The sequence below is a fragment of the Niallia sp. FSL R7-0648 genome, assembly GCF_038007005.1.
Taxonomy (GTDB): domain Bacteria; phylum Bacillota; class Bacilli; order Bacillales; family Cytobacillaceae; genus Niallia; species Niallia circulans.
The window spans coordinates 2687215-2708292 of sequence record NZ_JBBOWE010000001.1 but is presented as its reverse complement, the minus strand read 5'-3'; the positions used below and the strand labels follow the sequence as shown (position 1 = coordinate 2708292).

General features: G+C 34.9%; 20 protein-coding genes. 11 read left to right on the top strand and 9 right to left on the bottom strand.

From position 1 onward, the window contains the following. Positions 1 to 279: 279 nt before the first annotated feature. Positions 280 to 1221, bottom strand: coding sequence for a 4-hydroxy-3-methylbut-2-enyl diphosphate reductase (locus NSQ89_RS13355; RefSeq protein ID WP_047941280.1), 942 nt, complete (start codon positions 1219 to 1221; stop codon positions 280 to 282). A gap of 235 nt (positions 1222 to 1456) precedes the next feature. Further along, positions 1457 to 2047 carry a VrrA/YqfQ family protein gene (gene vrrA, locus NSQ89_RS13350; RefSeq protein WP_053215612.1) on the bottom strand — a complete coding sequence of 197 codons (591 nt, stop codon included), beginning with the start codon at positions 2045 to 2047 and terminating at the stop codon, positions 1457 to 1459. Positions 2048 to 2312: 265 nt separating this feature from the next. On the opposite strand from vrrA, the gene NSQ89_RS13345 reads away from it, so the two are divergent. Together NSQ89_RS13345 and NSQ89_RS13340 are read left to right on the top strand one after the other, a co-directional pair. Further along, on the top strand, positions 2313 to 3623 hold the full coding sequence (locus tag NSQ89_RS13345) for a DEAD/DEAH box helicase (RefSeq protein WP_047941279.1): 1311 nt from the start codon (positions 2313 to 2315) through the stop codon (positions 3621 to 3623). Positions 3624 to 3642: 19 nt separating this feature from the next. Beyond that, positions 3643 to 4536: a deoxyribonuclease IV gene (locus NSQ89_RS13340; RefSeq protein ID WP_095322364.1), complete on the top strand. Its 894-nt coding sequence runs from the start codon at positions 3643 to 3645 to the stop codon at positions 4534 to 4536. A gap of 43 nt (positions 4537 to 4579) precedes the next feature. Here the strand turns inward: NSQ89_RS13340 and NSQ89_RS13335 are convergent, their stop codons facing one another. Beyond that, complete coding sequence (locus NSQ89_RS13335) at positions 4580 to 4837, bottom strand: DUF2624 family protein (protein WP_016202998.1); 258 nt, start codon at positions 4835 to 4837, stop codon at positions 4580 to 4582. Between the two features lie 273 nt (positions 4838 to 5110). Here NSQ89_RS13335 and NSQ89_RS13330 point away from each other — a divergent pair, with 273 nt between their 5' ends. After that, complete coding sequence (locus NSQ89_RS13330; RefSeq protein WP_047941277.1) at positions 5111 to 5524, top strand: Fur family transcriptional regulator; 414 nt, start codon at positions 5111 to 5113, stop codon at positions 5522 to 5524. 71 nt (positions 5525 to 5595) lie between these two features. Here the strand turns inward: NSQ89_RS13330 and NSQ89_RS13325 are convergent, their stop codons facing one another. After that, positions 5596 to 6174, bottom strand: a complete 579-nt coding sequence (locus tag NSQ89_RS13325) for a hypothetical protein (RefSeq protein WP_341132771.1) — start codon at positions 6172 to 6174, stop codon at positions 5596 to 5598. Between the two features lie 159 nt (positions 6175 to 6333). On the opposite strand from NSQ89_RS13325, the gene NSQ89_RS13320 reads away from it, so the two are divergent. Then, on the top strand, positions 6334 to 6726 hold the full coding sequence (locus NSQ89_RS13320) for a DUF4190 domain-containing protein (protein ID WP_095258972.1): 393 nt from the start codon (positions 6334 to 6336) through the stop codon (positions 6724 to 6726). A 53-nt stretch (positions 6727 to 6779) separates the two neighbouring features. Here the strand turns inward: NSQ89_RS13320 and ispG are convergent, their stop codons facing one another. After that, positions 6780 to 7898, bottom strand: a complete 1119-nt coding sequence (gene ispG / locus NSQ89_RS13315; protein ID WP_171510336.1) for a flavodoxin-dependent (E)-4-hydroxy-3-methylbut-2-enyl-diphosphate synthase — start codon at positions 7896 to 7898, stop codon at positions 6780 to 6782. Positions 7899 to 8135: 237 nt separating this feature from the next. Then, positions 8136 to 8456, bottom strand: a complete 321-nt coding sequence (locus NSQ89_RS13310; protein ID WP_341132770.1) for a LysM peptidoglycan-binding domain-containing protein — start codon at positions 8454 to 8456, stop codon at positions 8136 to 8138. Positions 8457 to 8637: 181 nt separating this feature from the next. Between NSQ89_RS13310 and NSQ89_RS13305 the strand changes: the two genes are divergently transcribed. Beyond that, positions 8638 to 10359 (top strand): methyl-accepting chemotaxis protein, encoded by a 1722-nt coding sequence (locus NSQ89_RS13305; protein WP_341132769.1) that lies wholly within the window; start codon positions 8638 to 8640, stop codon positions 10357 to 10359. A 26-nt stretch (positions 10360 to 10385) separates the two neighbouring features. On the opposite strand, the gene NSQ89_RS25380 is transcribed toward NSQ89_RS13305, so the two are convergent. Both NSQ89_RS25380 and NSQ89_RS13300 read right to left on the bottom strand, forming a co-directional pair. Then, positions 10386 to 10445, bottom strand: coding sequence for an SWIM zinc finger family protein (locus tag NSQ89_RS25380; protein ID WP_369988355.1), 60 nt, complete (start codon positions 10443 to 10445; stop codon positions 10386 to 10388). Positions 10446 to 10487: 42 nt separating this feature from the next. After that, positions 10488 to 11267: a DUF1189 domain-containing protein gene (locus tag NSQ89_RS13300; protein ID WP_095322366.1), complete on the bottom strand. Its 780-nt coding sequence runs from the start codon at positions 11265 to 11267 to the stop codon at positions 10488 to 10490. A 147-nt stretch (positions 11268 to 11414) separates the two neighbouring features. Between NSQ89_RS13300 and NSQ89_RS13295 the strand changes: the two genes are divergently transcribed. Then, entirely contained in the window at positions 11415 to 11894 is a 480-nt protein-coding gene (locus tag NSQ89_RS13295; RefSeq protein ID WP_047941271.1) for a DUF456 domain-containing protein, read from the top strand. Positions 11895 to 12032: 138 nt separating this feature from the next. Here the strand turns inward: NSQ89_RS13295 and NSQ89_RS13290 are convergent, their stop codons facing one another. Next, positions 12033 to 12728 (bottom strand): Crp/Fnr family transcriptional regulator, encoded by a 696-nt coding sequence (locus NSQ89_RS13290; protein ID WP_095320794.1) that lies wholly within the window; start codon positions 12726 to 12728, stop codon positions 12033 to 12035. 550 nt (positions 12729 to 13278) lie between these two features. On the opposite strand from NSQ89_RS13290, the gene NSQ89_RS13285 reads away from it, so the two are divergent. The 5 genes from NSQ89_RS13285 to NSQ89_RS13265 all read left to right on the top strand — a co-directional run bounded on the left by NSQ89_RS13285 (position 13279) and on the right by NSQ89_RS13265 (position 21061). After that, positions 13279 to 13887: a superoxide dismutase gene (locus NSQ89_RS13285; RefSeq protein WP_061798570.1), complete on the top strand. Its 609-nt coding sequence runs from the start codon at positions 13279 to 13281 to the stop codon at positions 13885 to 13887. A gap of 168 nt (positions 13888 to 14055) precedes the next feature. Continuing rightward, positions 14056 to 15273 (top strand): MFS transporter, encoded by a 1218-nt coding sequence (locus tag NSQ89_RS13280; protein WP_341132768.1) that lies wholly within the window; start codon positions 14056 to 14058, stop codon positions 15271 to 15273. A 149-nt stretch (positions 15274 to 15422) separates the two neighbouring features. Next, positions 15423 to 17543, top strand: coding sequence for a peptidoglycan D,D-transpeptidase FtsI family protein (locus NSQ89_RS13275; RefSeq protein ID WP_341132767.1), 2121 nt, complete (start codon positions 15423 to 15425; stop codon positions 17541 to 17543). 263 nt (positions 17544 to 17806) lie between these two features. Further along, positions 17807 to 19906 (top strand): peptidoglycan D,D-transpeptidase FtsI family protein, encoded by a 2100-nt coding sequence (locus NSQ89_RS13270; protein WP_341132766.1) that lies wholly within the window; start codon positions 17807 to 17809, stop codon positions 19904 to 19906. A 186-nt stretch (positions 19907 to 20092) separates the two neighbouring features. Beyond that, positions 20093 to 21061 (top strand): PstS family phosphate ABC transporter substrate-binding protein, encoded by a 969-nt coding sequence (locus NSQ89_RS13265; protein ID WP_047941267.1) that lies wholly within the window; start codon positions 20093 to 20095, stop codon positions 21059 to 21061. Positions 21062 to 21078: the final 17 nt, after the last annotated feature.

The window sequence follows — 21078 nt, the reverse complement described above, 5'->3', positions numbered from 1 at the left end:
ATTCATGAAAGGGATGAACACCGAAACCGAAGAGGAAGAGAGCAAAATGGCGTTCATGAAAGGAATGAACGCCGAAATCGGAGAGGGAAGAGAGCAAAATGGCGTTCATGAAAGGAATGAACGCCGAAATTGGAGAGGGAAGAGAGCAAAGTGGTGTTCATAAAAGGGGGTGAACGCCGAAATTACCAGTGAAGGAAGAAAACAAGCGTTCATAAAGAGAGAATGTACCAAAATAAAAACAAGCACTCCATTTAAAGAAGAGAGCGCTTGTTCTATACATTATTTTGCCTTAACTTTCGGCAAAATCTTATTTAAAGGAACTTTCTTTTCAAATTGCCATGTTTTCTCGTCTTCTGGATCGTATTGGTCTAGAAAATTTATTACCTCTTTCGTAATAGGAGTCGGAGTGGATGCACCAGCAGTCACTGCCACACTGCTCGCTCCTTTCAACCATTCTAGCTTGAGTTCTGAGATGTCTGCTATGCGATAAGCAGTAGTATGGGCAATTTCTTCGGAAACTTGTGCTAATCGGTTAGAGTTATTGCTCTTAGGGTCGCCAACCACAATTAATACATCTGCTTCACCTGCTTGTTTAGCAACAGCTTCTTGTCTAACTTGAGTTGCTAAGCAGATTTCTTTATGAAATTCAGCTTGTGGAAATTTTTCTTTAATGCTTTCCATTAAATCAGCTACATCCCATTGACTCATCGTTGTTTGGTTTGTTACAAGGATTTTCTCATGGTTAATTTCTAAGCCGCTAAGGTCCTCAAGTGTCTCTACTAGTGAGACGGCGTGTGGAGCGACACCAACAGCTCCTTCTGGTTCCGGATGGCCTTTTTTTCCTATATAAATGATGTAATAACCTTCTTTAACCTTTTCGCTAATTAAATCATGAGTTTTGGTTACATCTGGACAGGTTGCATCCAATGTTACTAACCCTTTTTCTTTCGCTATTCTGCGGACTTCTGGTGATACACCATGGGCAGTGAAAATGATTGTTCCTGAATCAACTTTATCTAATATTTCTTTTCTATTTTCTCCATCTAATGTGATAATACCTTCCTCTTCAAATGCATCTGTTACATGTTTATTATGAACAATCATCCCCAGAATGTAGATGGGGCGAGGTAATGTTTTATCTAAAGCAGCATTTCGAGCAATTACCATAGCATCAACAACACCGTAGCAATAACCTCGTGGTGCAATTTTAATAACTTTCATTCTCCGATTCCTCCTGCATGATCCTACTATATAACAAATATATTAAGTTATAGATACTATTATTTCCTTTATAATATAACATGTTTATTATATATAACATAAGAGAGGTTTACAAAGCATAAGTGTCTGGAAAATAAGTTAGCCAAAAAAGGATAAAAAAATACTGACCAACTGAAGCAAAAACCGATCCAATTCAAATATACTGAATGGTTTTGCTAGTTATGGCCAGCCGAATTTATACATAAAGTTTTGGTTTTGAGGCACCAGTAGTTTTTTCTGGTAATGATTCTGTTTCTGTTTCCAAATCATGATGATCTGTTTCGGGATTTTTAATTTTTTTCTTAGTTTGTGGTTTGCTAGTAGTTTTTTTATTTATTTCCTTACTTGTCTTTTGCTCCGTTACTTCTGTCTCTTCTGTCTCCTTATTTGAACTTGTTAGTCCTCTATACATTTTCCATATCGCAGGGATGTTTTTCACCATTGGTCCATATTGGTTAATCATGGGACCGATTTGGCTTGCGGTATTAAGGAATTTTTGAGAATTAGCCAAAAATCCATTAATGGAGGAAGGGTTAGTTAACGTTTTTAGCAATCCACCGCCTCCAGAAGCGGCACTTCTTGCTCCAGCATTCGTAGCTGCCCCAGCAGCATTATTGCCTCCTCCAAGTAATCTTGATAATAGTCCTCCGCCTCCGCCATTTCCTCTGCTAGGCATTGCACCTCTCCCCATCGGTCCGCCAGGAAAATTTGAAGGACCTCTCATTCCTGGCATTCTTCCGCCCATTGGCGGTCCTTGAAACGGTCCACGCTGTCTTGGTGGCATCATATTTAAAACGCCTCCTTTCACTTATACTACTTTATAGAATATGCAACAGATACTAATATGTTTAGGTTTTAACAGAAAATCTGGATAGCTAGCAAAAGAAAGATAAAAGCTAGAAATAGAGTAAAATACATTGGTAAAAATAAAAAGGGCGCACGTTATAGCCTTTTAAGCGATTTTTTATTATAATTAAATGATGGACAAAAGAGCTATAGGTAAATGTCAAATCTGTGCACACTCATTTATCTGGCTAATAAGGAGTTTTTATATGAGTAATAATCTATTTAACCAATATGAATTAAAACCATTTATTATAGATGCAATTGATGAATTAGGTTTTTATGAACCGACAGAAATTCAGCAGAAGGTCATTCCACTTATCTTAAAAGGGGAAAGCGCCATTGGTCAGTCACAAACAGGAACAGGCAAAACGCATTCTTATGTTTTGCCAATCATTGAAAAAGTCAATCCGGAAAAGCAAGCAGTGCAAGCAGTTATTACAGCGCCGACCAGAGAATTGGCTAATCAAATTTACCAAGAAATACAGAAAATTACGAAGCATTCTGATCAGCCGATTTCTTCGCGATTATTTATTGGGGGAACGGATAAACAACGTTCGATTGAAAAATTAAAAACGCAGCCACAAATTGTTGTTGGAACGCCAGGTAGAATTAATGATCTTGTCAATGAGCAAGCATTATTTGTGCATACAGCAAAAATCCTTATTGTCGATGAAGCAGATCTGATGCTAGATATGGGCTTTATTGAAGATGTGGATCAAATTGCTGCAAAAATGCCTAAGGATTTAAGTATGTTTGTTTTCTCAGCAACAATACCTGAGAAATTAAAACCTTTCTTAAAGAAATATTTAGAAAATCCAACCTTTATTCATATTGAGCCAAAGCAGTTAACGGCAGCAAAAATTGAACATGTGTTAATTCCTTCTAGACATCGAGATAAAATTACAACGGTATATGAGGCATTAGTAAGCTTTAATCCTTATCTTGCTATTGTATTTACGAATACAAAACAGATGTGTGATGAAGTTGCAAATGGTTTATCAAGTAAAGGTCTTAAAGTTGCTAGAATTCATGGTGGCTTAACACCTCGTGAACGTAAAAAAGTAATGAAACAAATTCTTGATTTAGAGTTTCAATATATTGTGGCAACAGACCTAGCAGCAAGAGGAATAGATATTAAAGGAATCAGTCATGTTATCAACTATGAGCTTCCGTCAGACTTAGATTTTTATGTACACCGTGTTGGTAGAACGGCCAGAGCTGGTTATTCAGGTATAGCATTAACGATTTATGAGCCTTCCGATGAGGACAAGCTTAATCAATTAGAAAAACTTGGCGTTGAATTTAAGCATATGGATCTAAAAAAGGGTGAGTGGATTGAATTAGATGATCGCAATCGTCGAAAAAACCGCAAAAAACAAGTAGATGAAATTGATTTAAAGGCAAAATCTCTTGTCAAAAAACCGAAAAAAGTGAAACCGGGCTATAAGAAGAAAATGCAGCAGCAAGTAGAAACAATTAAAAAGAGAGAAAAGCGTATTAAGAGTAGAAGAAAATAGGGAAAGAGGAGAGATTGAATTGCTGAAAATAGGTTCACATGTATCAATGAGCGGGAAAAAGATGTTATTAGGCGCAAGTGAAGAAGCAGCCTCCTATGGGGCAAATACTTTTATGGTCTACACAGGCGCACCCCAAAATACGAGAAGAAAGAAAATAGAAGATTTAAATATTGCTGCAGGACAGCTTCATATGGAGCAAAATGGAATTGACGATATTATTGTACATGCACCGTACATTATTAATATTGCTAATACTACGAACCCGGCAACCTTTGAATTGGGTGTAAATTTCTTACGCAGTGAAATCGAAAGAACAGAAGCGCTAGGAGCAAAACAAATCGTGTTACATCCCGGTGCTCATGTAGGTGCTGGTGCGGATGTAGGGATTAAAAAGATTATTGAAGGCTTGAATGAAGTACTTACAGGAAATGAAAACTTACAAATTGCTCTTGAAACAATGGCTGGAAAGGGCTCTGAATGCGGTCGTACATTTGAAGAACTAGCGATGATTATGGAAGGCGTTACACATAATGATAAATTATCTGTATGCTTTGATACATGTCATACTCATGATGCTGGTTACAATATTGTCGAGGATTTCGATGGGGTTTTAGAGGAATTCAATCGAATCGTTGGAATAGATAAATTAAAGGTATTGCATATTAATGATAGCAAAAATATCGTTGGTGCAAGAAAAGATAGACATGAGAATATAGGGTACGGGCAAATTGGCTTTGATCCATTAATGAAAATTGTTCATCATCCAGAGTTAGCGGATGTTCCAAAGATATTGGAAACACCGTATGTCGGTATCGATAAAACAAATAAAAAAGCGCCATATAAACATGAAATTGAAATGATTAAAAATAAAACCTTTAATGAAAACTTATTGCAAGAAATCCTAGAAAGTTAAAAAAACGCTCATCTGAGCGTTTTTTATTTCCATTAAGTAGATATTACTGTTCGGCAAATAAATTAAATAAATCATTTAGTTCTTTTGCTGTCGCAGGACTTGTTAATTTAGCTACCTCTCTAATTAATTGTGCACGTTCATTAGGCTTAAAAATATTTACCTTTCGGCCGTTAAGATGATTAGCAAGCTTTACTGCTTCTTCATTTGTAATTTTAATTTTGAATTGCTTACTGTATTTCAATAATTCAGTAGAGGTTATGTTGTTAATTTTATGATTGATTATGTTTTCAAAAATTTTCATGTCATCACTCCCCATTCTAACATATGTGGCGAATAACAAAAATGTGCTAACTTTTTTTGATTTCTTTGGCAAACTTATCTGGATGAGATATCTTTACAACAATCAATCGTTCTTGTATACTGATTTTGAATCATTTATTGTAAATAAATCGTAATGATTACTATAGATTTATATTTGTATATTGGGGAAATGAATATTTAGAGAGTATGATGTTTTTCTTCCTCATTATTCAATGAAATTATTTTAAAAAAGTGTAAGAGATGAGGTGGAGAAATGAATGTACAAACTGCACTTGATATTCTGAAGGAAAAAGGGTATAAACATACCGATAAAAGAGAAGATATATTGGCACTATTTTCTAATGAGAATAAATATTTAACAGCTAAGGATGTTCTGGAATCGCTAAAGGATGATTATCCGGGTCTTAGTTTTGATACAATTTATCGTAATTTATCCTTATTTGAAGAATTGGATATTTTTGAAATGACGGAATTAAATGGAGAGAAGCATTTTCGTTTTACTTGTTCGCACCAGCACCACCATCATCATTTTATTTGTTTAGATTGTGGAAAAACAAAAGAAATTATTACTTGCCCAATGGAAGAGCTATCAGAAAGCTTGAAAGGATACGATGTATCTGGTCATAAATTTGAGATTTACGGGAAATGCCCAGAGTGCAGAAATTAAAAAAACGAAGCATATCATAAGATATCGCTTCGTTTTTTTATAGAGATAGTATCTTGCAACGAATAAAGGAGTTATTTAACAGAAGACTTAGCCCATTCATCTACCCATTTTTTTGCTTCACTCCAAGAAGTTACGCGTTTAACACCGTTAGGAATCGGTTTCCGATTATAAGGTGTGTCAAAAAGAATAACTGGTATCCCTAATTCTTCATGAAGCATCACTGCATTATCATGCTTATCTTCAAAGAAAATATCAACCTTATTTTTTTGGGCGGCCGCTATTTTATGATGGGAACCAATTAACTCGATATGGTTAAAACTGATACCTTGATTAAGAAACCATTCTTTTGTCAATTCAAGCATTCCTTCGCCTCTAGCACTAATAAAGATAAGTTCATGTTGTTCAGCCCATTCTTGGAGAACAATATTTGCACCCTCTGCAAGAGGAGAGGCTGCATAAATTCTTGCCTCGTTTTCGGTAAACCATTTGTCAAATTCCTCATTAGATACATTTACAAGAGGGTAAAATTCATACTGTACAACATCTTCTAGCGTAATATTTAATTGAAAGCTTTCATTTAAAAAAGGAACAAATGCAGCTGGGCTGGTTACTGTTCCATCAATATCGATTCCAAAACGCAATTTCTTCATTTTGTGCTCCTTTTCCACTGTTGTTCCTCTCTAGCTTACCAAATTATAAAGATAAGGAAAAGAAGGAAGAGAAAAATCATGTAAAACTTTAACAGACATAAGAATCAAAAACTTGGTGATGATAATAAATGCTCCTATGAAAGAAAGCGAGGGATTATCATGGCAGATCAAAATAGCAATGAAGGATATAGTCACGATTTTCAGGATAGAGAGCGAACTAAATCACCTGTAGATTATTTGGAAGAAACATCAGCAGAAATAACACCTCCAATGACTTATAATGCTACACCTCCGATGACCTCTGCTGATACACGCCCTGTCACCTCTGATGTAGAGGGGGACAGAGGAGTAGTAGGCGGCAAAGGGATTGGTATTGCGGCGTTAGTAATTTCTATCCTATCATTATTTGTAATGCCTATCATTTTAGGGATTGTTGGGATAGTATTAGGTTTCGTCGCAAGAAGCAAAGGAGCAAGTTCATTAGGAACATGGGCTATTGCACTAGGTGCTATCTCCATTATCATTGGAATTTTTATTGCTCCATTCTTTTAGCAAGAAGCAATTAAAAAATCTAACCTCTTATTTGAGGTTAGATTTTCCTAAAGTTATGGCTGGACACTGATAGTATCCATCTCTTTTTCTTCTGCAGCTTTTTTTGCAAAGTATTCCGCTGCAATTGCATCGATTTCTTTCTTTAATTCTTCGACCATCGTATCTTCTGGAACCTTGCGGACTATTTTGCCTTTACGGAAAAGTAGGCCCTCTCCACGAGCTCCAGCAATGCCGATATCCGCTTCTCTTGCTTCTCCTGGTCCATTTACTGCACAGCCTAGCACAGCTACCTTAATAGGTGCCTTTATAGTAGAGATATAATCCTCTACTTCGTTTGCAATACTGATAAGATCAATTTCAATACGGCCGCATGTTGGGCAAGAAATTAATGTTGCAGCATTAGAGGAAAGTCCAAATGACTTTAACAGTTCTCTAGCAACTTTTACTTCTTCAACTGGATCAGCACTTAAGGAAATACGTAAAGTATTACCGATGCCTTTGCTTAAAATAGCACCTAACCCAGCCGCGCTCTTTACAGTACCAGCAAATAACGTACCAGATTCTGTTATTCCTAAATGTAGTGGGTAGTCAAAAGCCTTTGCTGCCTTTTCATATGCTTCTATTGCTAAGTTAACATCAGAAGCTTTCATGGAAACAATGATATCATGAAAATCAAGGTCTTCTAGTATTTTGATATGATGCAGGGCACTTTCAACCATGCCGTCTGCTGTTGGATATCCATATTTCTCCAGGATTTTCTTTTCTAGCGAGCCGGCATTAACCCCAATTCGGATAGGAATTCCTTTCGCTTTTGCCGCTTTTACAACAGCTTCCACTTTTTCTCTTTTCCCAATATTACCTGGATTGATTCGGATTTTATCTGCTCCGCCTTCAATTGCTTTTAAAGCTAAACGATAATCGAAATGGATATCCACGACTAGTGGTATATTTATTTGCTTTTTAATTTCACTGATAGCATTTGCCGCACGTTCATCTGGACATGCTACGCGCACGACTTGACAGCCAGCTTCTTCTAAGCGTTTAATTTGGGCTACAGTAGCTTCCACATCATGTGTTTTAGTTGTGGTCATACTTTGGATAAATAATTCATTACTTCCCCCAATAGTAATATTACCTACTTTTATTGGTCGGGTTTTTGTACGATGTATAATTTCACTCAATGGTGATTCGCTCCTTTTATATTGGACAAGCCAAAATAATTTAGCTTTTTATTTAATTCTTGATATCCTTACCTATTGTATCAATGAAACATTGAAATTGACAAGAAACTTGCTGAAAAATGCTTAGCTTTTTACTGGGAATACTTCTAGGATAGGTAAAAATGAACTTGTTGGTTAAAACAAAAAAACTTCCTCAAATTAGATTATTTTTGGAAGTTCTCTTTTATGCTATTTATAAATCGGAAATAGATAGGTCTTGCCAATTTGAATATCTTCCGGTTTTAATCCATCATTTAATTTTTGAAAGTCATTCACTACTGTCTCAAGACTAACGGATAAACCGCCAGTTGAATATTGTTCAACAATTGAAAGAACGGTGTCACCAGATTTTACTTTTTGCTCAAAGGATGAGGACGAATCTTGAGGAGTGCCCTGTGTCTCTCTTGTAGGTTCTTGTTCTTTTTGGGAGGAGAGTGTGCCTTCGTTTAAATCAATATAGATGACATATATGGTAACTAGAACTGCAAAGGTAATAAAAAACCTTTTCATCGTAAATCCCCCTAAACTGATTATAGGAAATTATATGCTTGTCCACTATTGGTTAGAACCAATGAAAATGCTAGGAAGGTGGATATAGGTAAAAAGTCATAAAAATTAACATTAAATTACTTTGCCTTTACATGTCCTTAACAAATATTTGTGAAAATGTTTGAGAAGGGGGGACGAGTAGATGAATAAAATCAAGGACAGGAAAAAAGAAAACGAAAAGCTTTCTATTCAAAATCGGTTATTTCTGTTTATCTTACCGTTATTTATTATTACTATTTTAATCTTGACATTTATTTCTATTAATAGTTCTACCAAAATGACTATTAAGATGATGCATGAAAGATTAGAAAAAGAGGCAAATACTATTTACGTAATGGCACAAAATACGATGTTAATGTATGTTGGCCAAGAAGAAAAGTTCCAAACAAAAATGGAACAAATAATTAGAGATCAAGATGCTAGTTTTGCCCAAGAAGGTTTAAATGCCTCTTTTTTTGTACTCACAGAAAAGGAAGTCAAGCCTTTTAAAGTAAGTCAAACATCCAATTTTACGTGGGAGGACTCCTTCATTCAAAAGGTAACTGATTTAGAATCGGGAGTATTGGAAACGAAATGGAATGGACAAACATATACCGTTGCCTTTCAGCAAGTTCAAGAATTGAAGGGGATATATTTATTAGCAGTTCCACAAGAAGAATACCTGCATAATGTAAAGCAATTAAAAAATAGTTTATTACTGTTTTCGGCATTGAGTATTATTGTTATTGCAATTGTTATTCGTTTTTTTGTTAAAACGATGGTAAGTCCCTTATTGAAATTACGGGAAATCATGCAGATTGCCAGAAATGGCCATTTAACAGAGGTAACATCCATTAAAAACTCGATACCAGAAATAAATTCGCTTATAAACAGCTACAATTTATTGATTAAGCGGTTAAAGCATGTCCTATCTGAGATGCAAGCAACAAGTGTTCATTTATCTAAAACAAACGATATATTACATACAGAAGCTGTGCAGATGATTGATAGTGGAGAAAACCTCACGGAAATGATAAATACGGTGAAAAATGGAGCTGAGCAGACAGCTATTAGCTCCGAACATAATATCAGTGTTTTTCAAGAAATGAAGGCATTAAGCGAGCAAATTGAAAAAAGCAGCCAGAAAATAAAGGAGCATACGGAAGAAATGAATCTTGCTGCCATTCATGGCGAAGAAAATATGAATAATTTGTTTGCCAGCCAACATGTACTGCAAGACAAAGTGAAAGTGATATATAGCAATAATGATTTATTAAATAACCATGCTTTATCGATTAAAAAGGTAGTAGAAGATATTAAAGGGCTGGCTGAACAAACCAAGCTTTTAGCTTTGAATGCCACATTAGAAGCGGCTCGAGCAGGCATCCAAGGAAAGGGATTTGCCGTAGTAGCTAATGAAGTAAGAAAACTAGCTGTTTTATCATCTAAATCCGCTGAGGATATTAAATCATTTACGCTCGATATGGATCAAATTATTCAAAAGTCATCATCTGATTTAGAAGATATTCAAATGAACTTCACGAAAAGTGCGGATTTAGTTCAAACAGCAACAGTTTCAATTGATCAGTTATTGGAGGGAATTTCTCTTGTTATTTTTGGGCTAAAAGATAACCATCATTTATTAAATGAACTCCAAGCTTTTTTTCCTAAAATGGAACATAGTACACTTCATGTTACATCGATTAGTCAACAAACACTTGCTAGTTCCGATGAAATGAAAAGGATAGGAGAAATACAGCAAGAGAGTATTCGCGTAAATGCCGAGATAAGCGCTAGATTAGCAACGTTAGTAGCCGCTTTAGAAGAGAATATTAAGATGGAGGAAAAAACTGCTCCTGAGGATGGGAGTGAATTAAATAGATAAACTGATGATTAAACCGCAATTGTAGCTTAATGTAGACAATTCCACTTTATAAATGAAAAAGCCAAACAATCGCACGAAGCGTTTATGATTGTTTGGCTTTATTTCTAAAATACCAAGAGTATTTTTCTTTATGGTTGCAGTGGCTTTTCTGTTTGTATTTCTTTAATAGCTAAGCAGACAAGGAATAAACTAATAAACCAATTTAATAAGTAGCCATTAGGAACAACTGTCTGTAAACAATCCATAATAGCAAAGAAAATTACTGGAATAGTGATACTGTAGACAGTGATTTTCCAGCATTGTGCATAAGTCAATCCTTTGCCGAATATTCTCGCGAAAAAGCTTCCAAACATAGAAAGCACAAGAGTTTGTAATGCTTTATAGAGAAGCATGAATAGAATGTAAATAACAACTAATATAATAATAAACACATAGGATAATGAATCCATTCCTTGGATAAAGTCAATGAGCTCCTCACTTGTCATTGTAAAGTTACCGAATGAGGAATATGCAAATGTTTGAGCTTGTCCAGAAGTTACTATTACGAATTCATTCTTTAAAAGGGCAACTGTATTTCCATAGGAACTAACCTTCGCGTGATCATAAGTTCCTGAGGAATCGACAATGATTGTTAAATCCGGCTTTTCAATAATAGTAGGTTCTTCATCATTATCTGTATGTAGGATATTATCACTTATTGTAAAAGAAGGTACTTCGTCCTCCATGGTTACACTAAACGTATGTATTGCTTCATTTATTCCCTTATTTAAATAATATAAATTAGGTAGTGATGCAATAATCGTCAAAAGCAACAAATAAATAATGGTTTTTCCGATACCTTGAAAACGGAAGCTTGCTATATCTTTTGGAGAATAGAGGCTTCGATAAAACTGCTTAAAAATATTCATTCTTACACATCCTTCAAAAGTTTCATTCCTATTGTATCTTTTTACAACCGATAGATACAAGTCCGAGCATTTGATTTGCAGAAAAAAGTGTGGTAAACAAGATGAATGGGTAACATAATAGATAAATAAGAAGAAAAGAGGATCGGTATGGATATTATTTATTGGACAATTATCAGTGTATTATTCATTATTGCGTTTATTGGACTGATTTATCCAATCATTCCAAGCGTGATATTTATACTAGCCGGTTATCTTTTATATGGTCTGTTCTTTTCTTTCGAAGAACTTAGTATCCTATTTTGGATTATCCAAGGGATGTTTGTTATCTTATTATTCTTTGCCGATTCCGTATCTAATTGGATTGGAGTAAAGAAATTTGGAGGGACAAAGGCTGGTATCTGGGGAAGTACAATTGGATTACTTATAGGTCCTTTTGTTATTCCTGTGCTCGGAATTCTTCTTGGTCCATTTATTGGGGCAGTCCTAGCTGAGCTCGTTGTAAGTAAGACAAATTGGAAGAATGCCTTGAAAATTGGAGTAGGTTCATTAATAGGATTCCTAAGTAGTGTAGTAACAAAAGGAATTATCCAAGCAATCATGATTATTTATTTCCTCATTAAAATATAAAACAGGGTATAAGCTGAAATCCACAGACCTTCTTTCTGAAATGGATAAAACAACCTGAACGATTATTCGAAAGCATTGCCATTTCAGAATAATTGTTCGGGTTACTATTTGCTTAAAGTAAGTGTGTGCCAGCTTCTTTTAATTAAGTCCACAAATATCGACTGGACAATTTTGACAATCAACTGCTCTTTTTAAATAGGCAAGGTTTTTCACGGTGATTTTTTGGTTACTATAGTCTATTACTTCCCTTTCTCTTAAATCTTTTAATATGCGTTGAATCACTTCTCGTGTCCCAAAAGTTAAGTTTGCTAATTCTTGATGAGTGATAGGGATATCAATCAAAATGCCTTCATTATTTTTTATCCCAAAGGAATGACATAATCGGATTAAAATACTGTAAAGCCCCCCTTTTTTTCCATTCATAATAAGATCCTGGCATTTCATATGTGCTTTTAGATAGCCTGTACTTAACCAACTCGTAATAGAAGTTAATAAGACGGGGTCTTTTAATGCTAATTGTTCAAATTCTGTTCGGTCAATAGCAAGGACATCACAATCAGTCATACTTTTCGCAAAAAAATAGTATTTAGGAGAATGTTTAAATAATTGGTATTCCACTAATAACTCCTCATCATGAAGGATTTTAATGACGAATTCTTTTCCTTTTTCGTGTACTCTTCCAAGTGAAATGGTTCCATTTAATAATATATATATCTTTTGGACAGGGTCTTTTTCTTGGAAAAGTAAAGTCCCTTTTTTTATATGTTCTATTTTTTCAATCTCAAAAAAATGTTGTATGAGTAAACTATATAATGATAGCTGCACTTCATTCATAGGAAAGCACTCCTTAAAAAGCCTCTTTTCTTGATTAAAAAACATTGTGAAATATTTGTCAATCTAAAAATGGAATATAATGGAATTGTAGAAAGTATAATAATTTTTAGGAATATCAGGAATGCTGATGCATTGGGCGAAAATGAAAAAATGACAATTTAACGAACTTATTCTAGGAGAATCTTAGTAGTATATTTATAAATAGGTAATACTTAAGGGTGATGTTAATCACAAGAGAATACAAAGCATTTTTACTTAAGGAATCGAAGAGAGATAGTTAATATATATAAAGAAATAAAATGCTTTTCTCCTTACTGATAGTTAAAGGAAAAAAACATTTGGTATTAGAACTTTAGATTCTTTTATTGAGACGTTTTAAAATGATAACAAATGGGTACTTTAAAAAGGGAATCTTTTCAAGCAAATTGATTGAAAGTAAGCACTTTATTTGATAAGGTATTGTTAAAGGCTTCTCATATAATAATTGTCGGAATAGGGCAAACTATTAGAGGGAAGAACATAATACATAAAATATTAGGAGGAATTAGACATGGCATATTCATTACCACAATTACCTTATGCTTATGATGCATTAGAACCACACATTGATAAAGAAACGATGAACATTCACCATACGAAACATCACAATACTTATGTAACAAATTTAAACAATGCATTAGAAGGAAATGATGAATTACTTTCTAAAACAGTGGAAGAGCTTGTATCTAATCTTGATGCAGTTCCAGAAGCTGCTCGCACTGCAGTTCGTAACAATGGTGGCGGTCATGCTAACCATTCATTATTCTGGGAAGTAATTTCTCCAAATGGTGGCGGTCAACCAACTGGTGATTTAGCTGCTGCTATCGACAGCAAGTTTGGAAGCTTTGAAAACTTTAAAGAAGAATTCTCAAAAGCTGCTACAACTCGATTTGGTTCTGGTTGGGCTTGGCTAGTTGTGAACAACGGTGAATTAGAAGTTACTAGCACACCAAATCAAGATAATCCATTAATGGAAGGTAAAACACCTGTTTTAGGATTAGATGTTTGGGAACATGCTTACTACTTAAATTACCAAAACCGTCGTCCTGAATATATTAGTGCATTCTTTAATGTTATTAATTGGGATGAAGTAGCAAAACGTTTTGCTGCTGCAAAATAAGAAATAGAAATGCAAAAACCTGTGAGCATATATTGTTTACAGGTTTTTTTTATTGTTCCATTTTATCAATCATAATTTGGTCTTATTTTCATAATTGTTAGTTTTTATATATAATGCATAACGAAATTTGTTTTGTTAGAAACTACTCTAGAACAAAGGGGAGTTTCTATGATGAAAATAGGAAAATTAATAGGTGATGTAGAGCTGACAAAAGATTTGAAAATTTTGTTGGTTACAGGAGGGCTGTACTCACTTAGTGTAGCACTTTCTAATACTTTCGTTAACGTGTTTCTATGGAAACAATCAGGTGAATTTAGAGATTTAGGCTTATATAATCTTGCTATCATTTTGTTGCAACTATTTACCTTTACACTTGCTGGCAGATGGGCGAAGAAAATTGACCGAGTTATTGTATTTCGAATTGGAGTAGCTTTTCTTACCATATTCTATTTAACAGTATTACTGATAGGAGACAAAGCATCAACGTTTCTGTTAGTACTAGGGGCCATTCTTGGAATTGGCAACGGATTTTATTGGTTAGCCTATAATGTCTTAACTTTTGAAGTAACAGAACCAGAAACGAGAGATTTCTTTAATGGTTTTTTGGGATTGTTAAATTCTGTTGCTGGTATGATTGGACCAATGATTGCAGGATATATTATCTCCCAGCTCACGAAGTCTACAGGGTATATGATTGTTTTTGGAATGTCTCTTGGTCTTTTTCTTCTCGCGGTTGTTTCAAGTTTCTTTCTAAAAAGACGGCCAGCAGAAGGTAAATATTTTTTTAAAAGAATTGTCAAAGAGCGAAAACATAATTATAACTGGAAATTGATTACGAATGCTCATTTTTTCCAAGGGTTACGAGAAGGTGTCTTTGCATTTATGATAACTGTCTTTGTTTATATAGCAACAGATAGTGAATTAGCTTTAGGAAAATTTGGGTTGATCAATTCAGGAATTTCCTTTATTGCCTATTATATTGTTTCAAGGACAGTCAAAAATAAGAATCGGAATAAGTCCATTTTAATTGGAGGAATAATGTTATTCTTATCGATGTTTATTATTGTTTTTGACTTTTCTTATACGAAATTATTGATTTATGCAGGTATAATAGCTATTGCTTACCCATTAATTTTAGTACCTTACACCAGCTTGACCTTTGATGTTATCGGAAAAGGCTGGAAAGCAGGAGAAATGAGAATAGAATATATAGTAGTGAGGGAATTGTTTCTCAATCTGGGAAGACTTTTATCGGTTCTTCTTTTTATCATTGGCGTCAGTGTATTCAATCCAAATAAAGTAATCCCGATACTGTTATTTATACTAGGAAGTGGACATTCTGTGATCTATTTCTTTGCTCGAAAGATTAGGTGGAAACCAGCATAAAGCAAAAAAGGATTTGTCATATCTACAGATCCTTTTTTGCTTTATTAATAAGGTGAAGAAAAGAGTATTCAGTTAAATATAAAATAATCATATAGTAATCTTTGTAAATTTCCTTTAAAATAGAAAATAGGAAAGTTTTGGAGGAAAAGGTGGAATCGATCGTGGGGGAAAAAAAGAAAAAAAAGAGAAATCCAATACCTTTAAGAGTTAACATTATATTCTTTACGGTATTTTTATTGTTTTCAGCACTTATTTTAAGATTAGGATTTGTTCAGATTGTTTATGGAGATGAATATAAAAAGCAAGTCGAGAAGAAAGAGGACATTATCATCAGCACATCTGTCCCAAGAGGAGAAATCTATGATCGAACGGGAGAAAGCATTGTAAGTAATGTCGGTAAAAATGCAATTACCTATACGAATTGGAAAAAATATAAACCGAATGAAATGCGGGATACCGCCGAAGAATTAGCAAAAATTATTAAGATGGACAGTGAAAAAGATCTTAAAAAGATATCAGAAAGAGATAAAAAAGATTACTGGATTCTTATTCATCCGAAAGAAGCAAAGAAGAAAATACCCAAAAAAGAAAATGAGAAACTACAAGAACAATATAAGAATGACAATAAAGAATACCAAAAAGCATATGATGAGCTTTTGCGTGAGCGGATAACAGAAAAGGATTTAAACACACTTACAGATCTAGATATGGAAACATTAGCTATTTATCGGGAATTTCAAAGCGGATATTACTATACACCACATATTGTTAAAAATGAGGGGGTTACCGATAAGGAAATCGCTGTAATCAGCGAAAATTTGGACAAACTGCCAGGTGTCGATACAGTTCGGGACTGGGACAGAAAATATGATTTTGGGTCGACATTAAAAACCGTATTAGGGAATGTCAGTACTTCACAAAGAGGGGTTCCTGCAGAAGAAAAAGACAGCTATATAGCAAAAGGTTATAGCATGAACGATAGAGTCGGACTTAGCTATTTAGAAAAGCAATATGAAGATATTTTAAAAGGACAAAAGAAGAAGGTTAAATTTATTAAAGATAAAAAAGATGAAATAGTTAATTCGGAAGTGATTGCCAATGGAGCTGCCGGTAATGACTTAGTATTGACAATTAATATGAAATTACAGCTAGAAGTAGAAAAAATTATTGAAGAAGAGCTGAAAAAGACGAAATATGGCTATGCTGGCACTCAATATTTAGATAGAGCATTTGTCGTATTAATTGATCCTCATACGGGTGAAGTATTAACGATGGCCGGAAAGCAGTTAGGCAAAGATGAGAAAACAGGCAAGCAAGTTGTGCAGGATTTTGCGTTAGGTAATATTACTACTTCTTATAATGTTGGTTCCGTTGTCAAAGGTGCAATGGTATTGACAGGATATAAGGAAGGGGTTATTTCTCCAGGAACTTCCATACTAGATGCAACCATGCAAATTAAAGGATCACCTCCTTTTAAATCATGGAAACCAATGGGATGGATTAGTGATTTGAAAGCATTACAGGACTCATCTAACGTCTATATGGCTCAAACAGCTATAAAGATTGGGAAAGGGCATTATGGTTATATGCAGCCATTAAACATTGATTTGGAAGCATATCCTAAAATCAGGAATTCCTTTTCAGAATTTGGGTTAGGTATTCGGACTGGAATTGATTTACCAAATGAAACGGCTGGGTTGAGAGGAGTAGTGGATCCAAACCAGCCAGCAAACCTAATGTTCTTGTCGATTGGACAATATGATACGTATACGAACATGCAGTTAGCCCAATATGTTTCAACAATTGCTAATGGAGGGTATCGTATTCAGCCACACTTAGTGAAAGAAATACGTGAAACTTCTAAGGAAGAAGGGAAGTTAGGACCAATTGTTCAAGAAATTCAACCAAAAGTATTAAATAAGTTGGAATTGAAGCCTGGATGGATGGAGCAAATTCATAGAGGATTTCGTCTTGTTATGACAAGCGGTACAGGAGCTAAAGCTTTCGCGGGTTCTTCTTATAGTCCAGCGGGAAAAACTGGCACGGCTGAGGCCTTTTATGATGGGCCATTAAGAAAAAATAGAGAAGGAGAACCGCCCCAAGTAATGAATGTAAGCTTAATAACCTATGCGCCTTCCGAAAACCCAGAGGTTGCCATGGCTGTGATGGTTCCTTGGGTGTACACAACCAACAATGGACCATCACCAAACTTAACTATCGGAAAACGTGTTATGGACAAATATTTTGAATTAAAGAAGGAAAAAGAATAGATTAAGAGATTCTTAAATAAAAAACACTATCTATGGGTATGTACATTGCTGCCTTTTAGATAGTGTTTTTGGTTTTTTTTGGATAAAAGAAAGGTGGATATATAGATGTATTTCCTCTCATATTAATGAATAACAGAGCAAGTTATAGCATGTTTTATACATTCAACAATCCTAGCATATTATTCCAATTAGTTATTAATAGAATAATCTACGATTTTCTATTACAATAGAAAAAGAATATCGAAGGAAAGTGTGATTAAACGTTGGGAAAAAAGAAAAAGAAAAAAACGATACCTGTACGTCTTAATATTATTTTCTTTTTTGTCTTTTTATTATTTTCAGCATTGATTCTGCGCCTAGGCTTTGTGCAGATTGTTTATGGTGAAGATTATAAAAGAGAATTAGAGAAAACAGAAGATGTTACAGTAAATACCTCTGTACCACGTGGCAAAATGTATGATGCAACAGGAAAAGTGATAGTAGATAATGTAGCAGAAAAAGCAATTACTTATACGAATTCTGGTGCGAAACAAGAAGATATGCTCAAAACCGCTGAATTACTTTCAAAATATATTATGAAAGATACGAAAAAGGTGACGGAGCGCGAGAAAAAAGACTATTGGATTATAAAAAATAAAAAAGAAGCGGAAAAGAAAGTCACTGAAAAGGAAAAAAAAGTTTTAGCTGAGAAGTATCCAGATCAAGAAGAATACAATAAGCAAGTGTATCAGTTACAGCTGGATCGGATTACCGCGGAGGATATAAAAACACTTACTAATCATGATTTAGAAGTGCTAGCTATCTATCGTGAGTTTATCAGCGGTTATAAACTAACACCGCAAATGGTCAAAAATAAAGAGGTAAGCGACGAAGAATTTGCTGTAGTTAGTGAGAATTTAGAAGCCTTACCTGGTGTCGATACGACAACAGATTGGGAGAGATCCTATGCATTTGGGGATACCCTGAAATCTGTTTTAGGGAATGTGAGCTCCGCTGAAAGAGGACTGCCAGCAGAGAAATTAGATTATTATGTTTCCCGAGGGTATAGCAGAAATGATCGGGTCGGTACCAGTTACTTAGAACTTCAATATGAGGATGTTCTTAAAGGGCAAAAAGAGAAAATTCGCAATAAAACAGACAAAAAAGGTAATATTGTTAGTACCGAAGTCATTACAGAAGGAAAACGTGGCAATGATTTGGTACTATCAATCGATATGGAGCTTCAATTAAAAATAGAAAAAATCATTGAGGAAGAATTAAAAAAAGCAAAAACATTTGCGGGAACAAAATTACTTGATCGTGCCTATGTTGTTTTAATGAATCCCAATACAGGGGATGTCCTGTCCATGGCAGGGAAACGACTAGTGAAAAATGATAAAACAGGTAAAATAGAAGTTCAAGATGATGCACTTGGTAATATTACAACTACTTACAACGTAGGTTCTGTTGTAAAAGGTGCAACTGTTTTAACTGGTTATAAAACAGGAGCGATTTCTCCTGGGACAGTATGGAATGATACACCTGTGAAAATTGGAAATACCATCAAAAAATCGTGGACGACAATGGGACCAATCAGCGATCTTACTGCTTTACAACGCTCATCCAATGTTTATATGTTTAGAACGGTAATGAACATGGCTGGTGCTAACTATGTATACGGTAAACCACTATCTGTTTCATTAGCGGACTTCTCGTTAGTGAGAAATGAATTTGCCCAATATGGACTTGGAATCCGTACTGGTATTGATTTGCCGAATGAGCAAGTTGGCTTTAAAGGACAAGATACACTGCCAGGTTTCTTACTGGATTTATCCATTGGACAATATGATACGTATTCCAATATGCAGCTTGCCCAATATGTTTCAACTATTGCTAATGGCGGAAACAGAATGGAACCACATATTGTAAAAGAGATCCGCGAACCAGTAGCGGATGACAGTAAACTTGGACCGGTAGTAGAAACAGTTAAACCAAAAGTATTAAATAAGGTTGATGTCAAACCTGAATGGATCAAACGTGTACAGCAAGGATTTAAAATGGTGGCACAAACTCCAAAAGGTACTGCTTATTCTAATCTAGGTGGAAAGGATTATTCACCTGCAGCAAAAACAGGGACAGCAGAGGCATTTTACGATGGACCTTCTCGCAGTGATTATGGAAAAGAACCGCCGCAAGTTATGAATTTAAGTTTAATCAGCTACGCACCTTCCGATAATCCAGAAGTTGCCATGGCTGTAATGGTTCCATGGGCATACCAAGGAAGTGTGGATAATGGTTCCAATAAGAAAATTGGAGAACGCGTTTTGGATGCGTATTTTGATTTGAAAAAAGAAAGACAAAAAGAAGAGAAAAAAGACAAATAATATGATGAAAAGGACAAAACTAGCATTTACTAGTTTTGTCCTTTTTTTATTTAAAAAAGAATACGAAAACCCTCTAAATTTACAATGTGTTTACATTGATTTACAAATAGTTAAAACCAAGTTAATACTAAAGTCTTATAGTTATCTTGTAAACAAAACAAGCATCCTTAGGGGGTAAAGAGAAAAATGAAGAGCCTTAAAACAGTAGGATTGACAGCAATGATTGGAACAATGTTAGCATTATCAGCGTGTGGTGGAAATAACGATGCCAGTTCATCAAAGTCATCTAATGCATCAAAAGATAATGGTACTGAACAATTATCAGGGCAAATAAAATTAGACGGTTCATCCACTGTATATCCAATTATGGAAGCAATCGTTGAAGAATACCAAGCAGAGCAGCCTAACGTGAAAGTATCTGTAGCATCATCCGGTACAGGTGGCGGCTTCAAAGCATTTATCGCAGGGGAAACAGATTTCAGTAATGCATCCCGTCCAATTAAGGATGAAGAAAAATCCGAGTTAGAATCAAAAGGAATTGACTATACAGAATTAAGATTAGCATATGACGGTTTATCTGTTGTGGTGAATAAGGATAACACATGGGTTGACCATTTAACATTAGATGAATTAAAGAAAATCTGGCTTGAAGATGGTACAGCAAAAAAATGGTCTGATATCCGTGAAGGATGGCCAGAAGAAGAAATTAAATATTATTCTCCAGGAACTGATTCTGGAACATTCGATTATTTTGATGAAGTGATTCTAGAAGAGCAGCCAATTGCTAAAGCAGCGACATTATCAGAAGACGATAATATTTTAGTACAAGGGGTAACAGGCGATAAAAACGCAATTGGATACTTTGGTTATGCTTACTATGCTGAAAACAAGGATAAGTTGAAAGTAGTACCAATAGACGGAGGGAACGGCCCAGTTGAACCAACAAATGAAACGGTTGAAAGCGGCGAGTATTCTCCATTATCAAGACCATTATTCACTTATGTAAAAAATGAATCGGTGAAAAAAGAAGAAGTAGCTGATTTTGTAGAATTCATGATTGAAAATGCGGCTGATTTATCAGAAGACGTAGGCTATGTAAAATTGCCAGATGAGGAATACAAAAAAGATTTAGAATTAATCGAAGGACTTAAGTAATAAGTTTTGATGGAAAG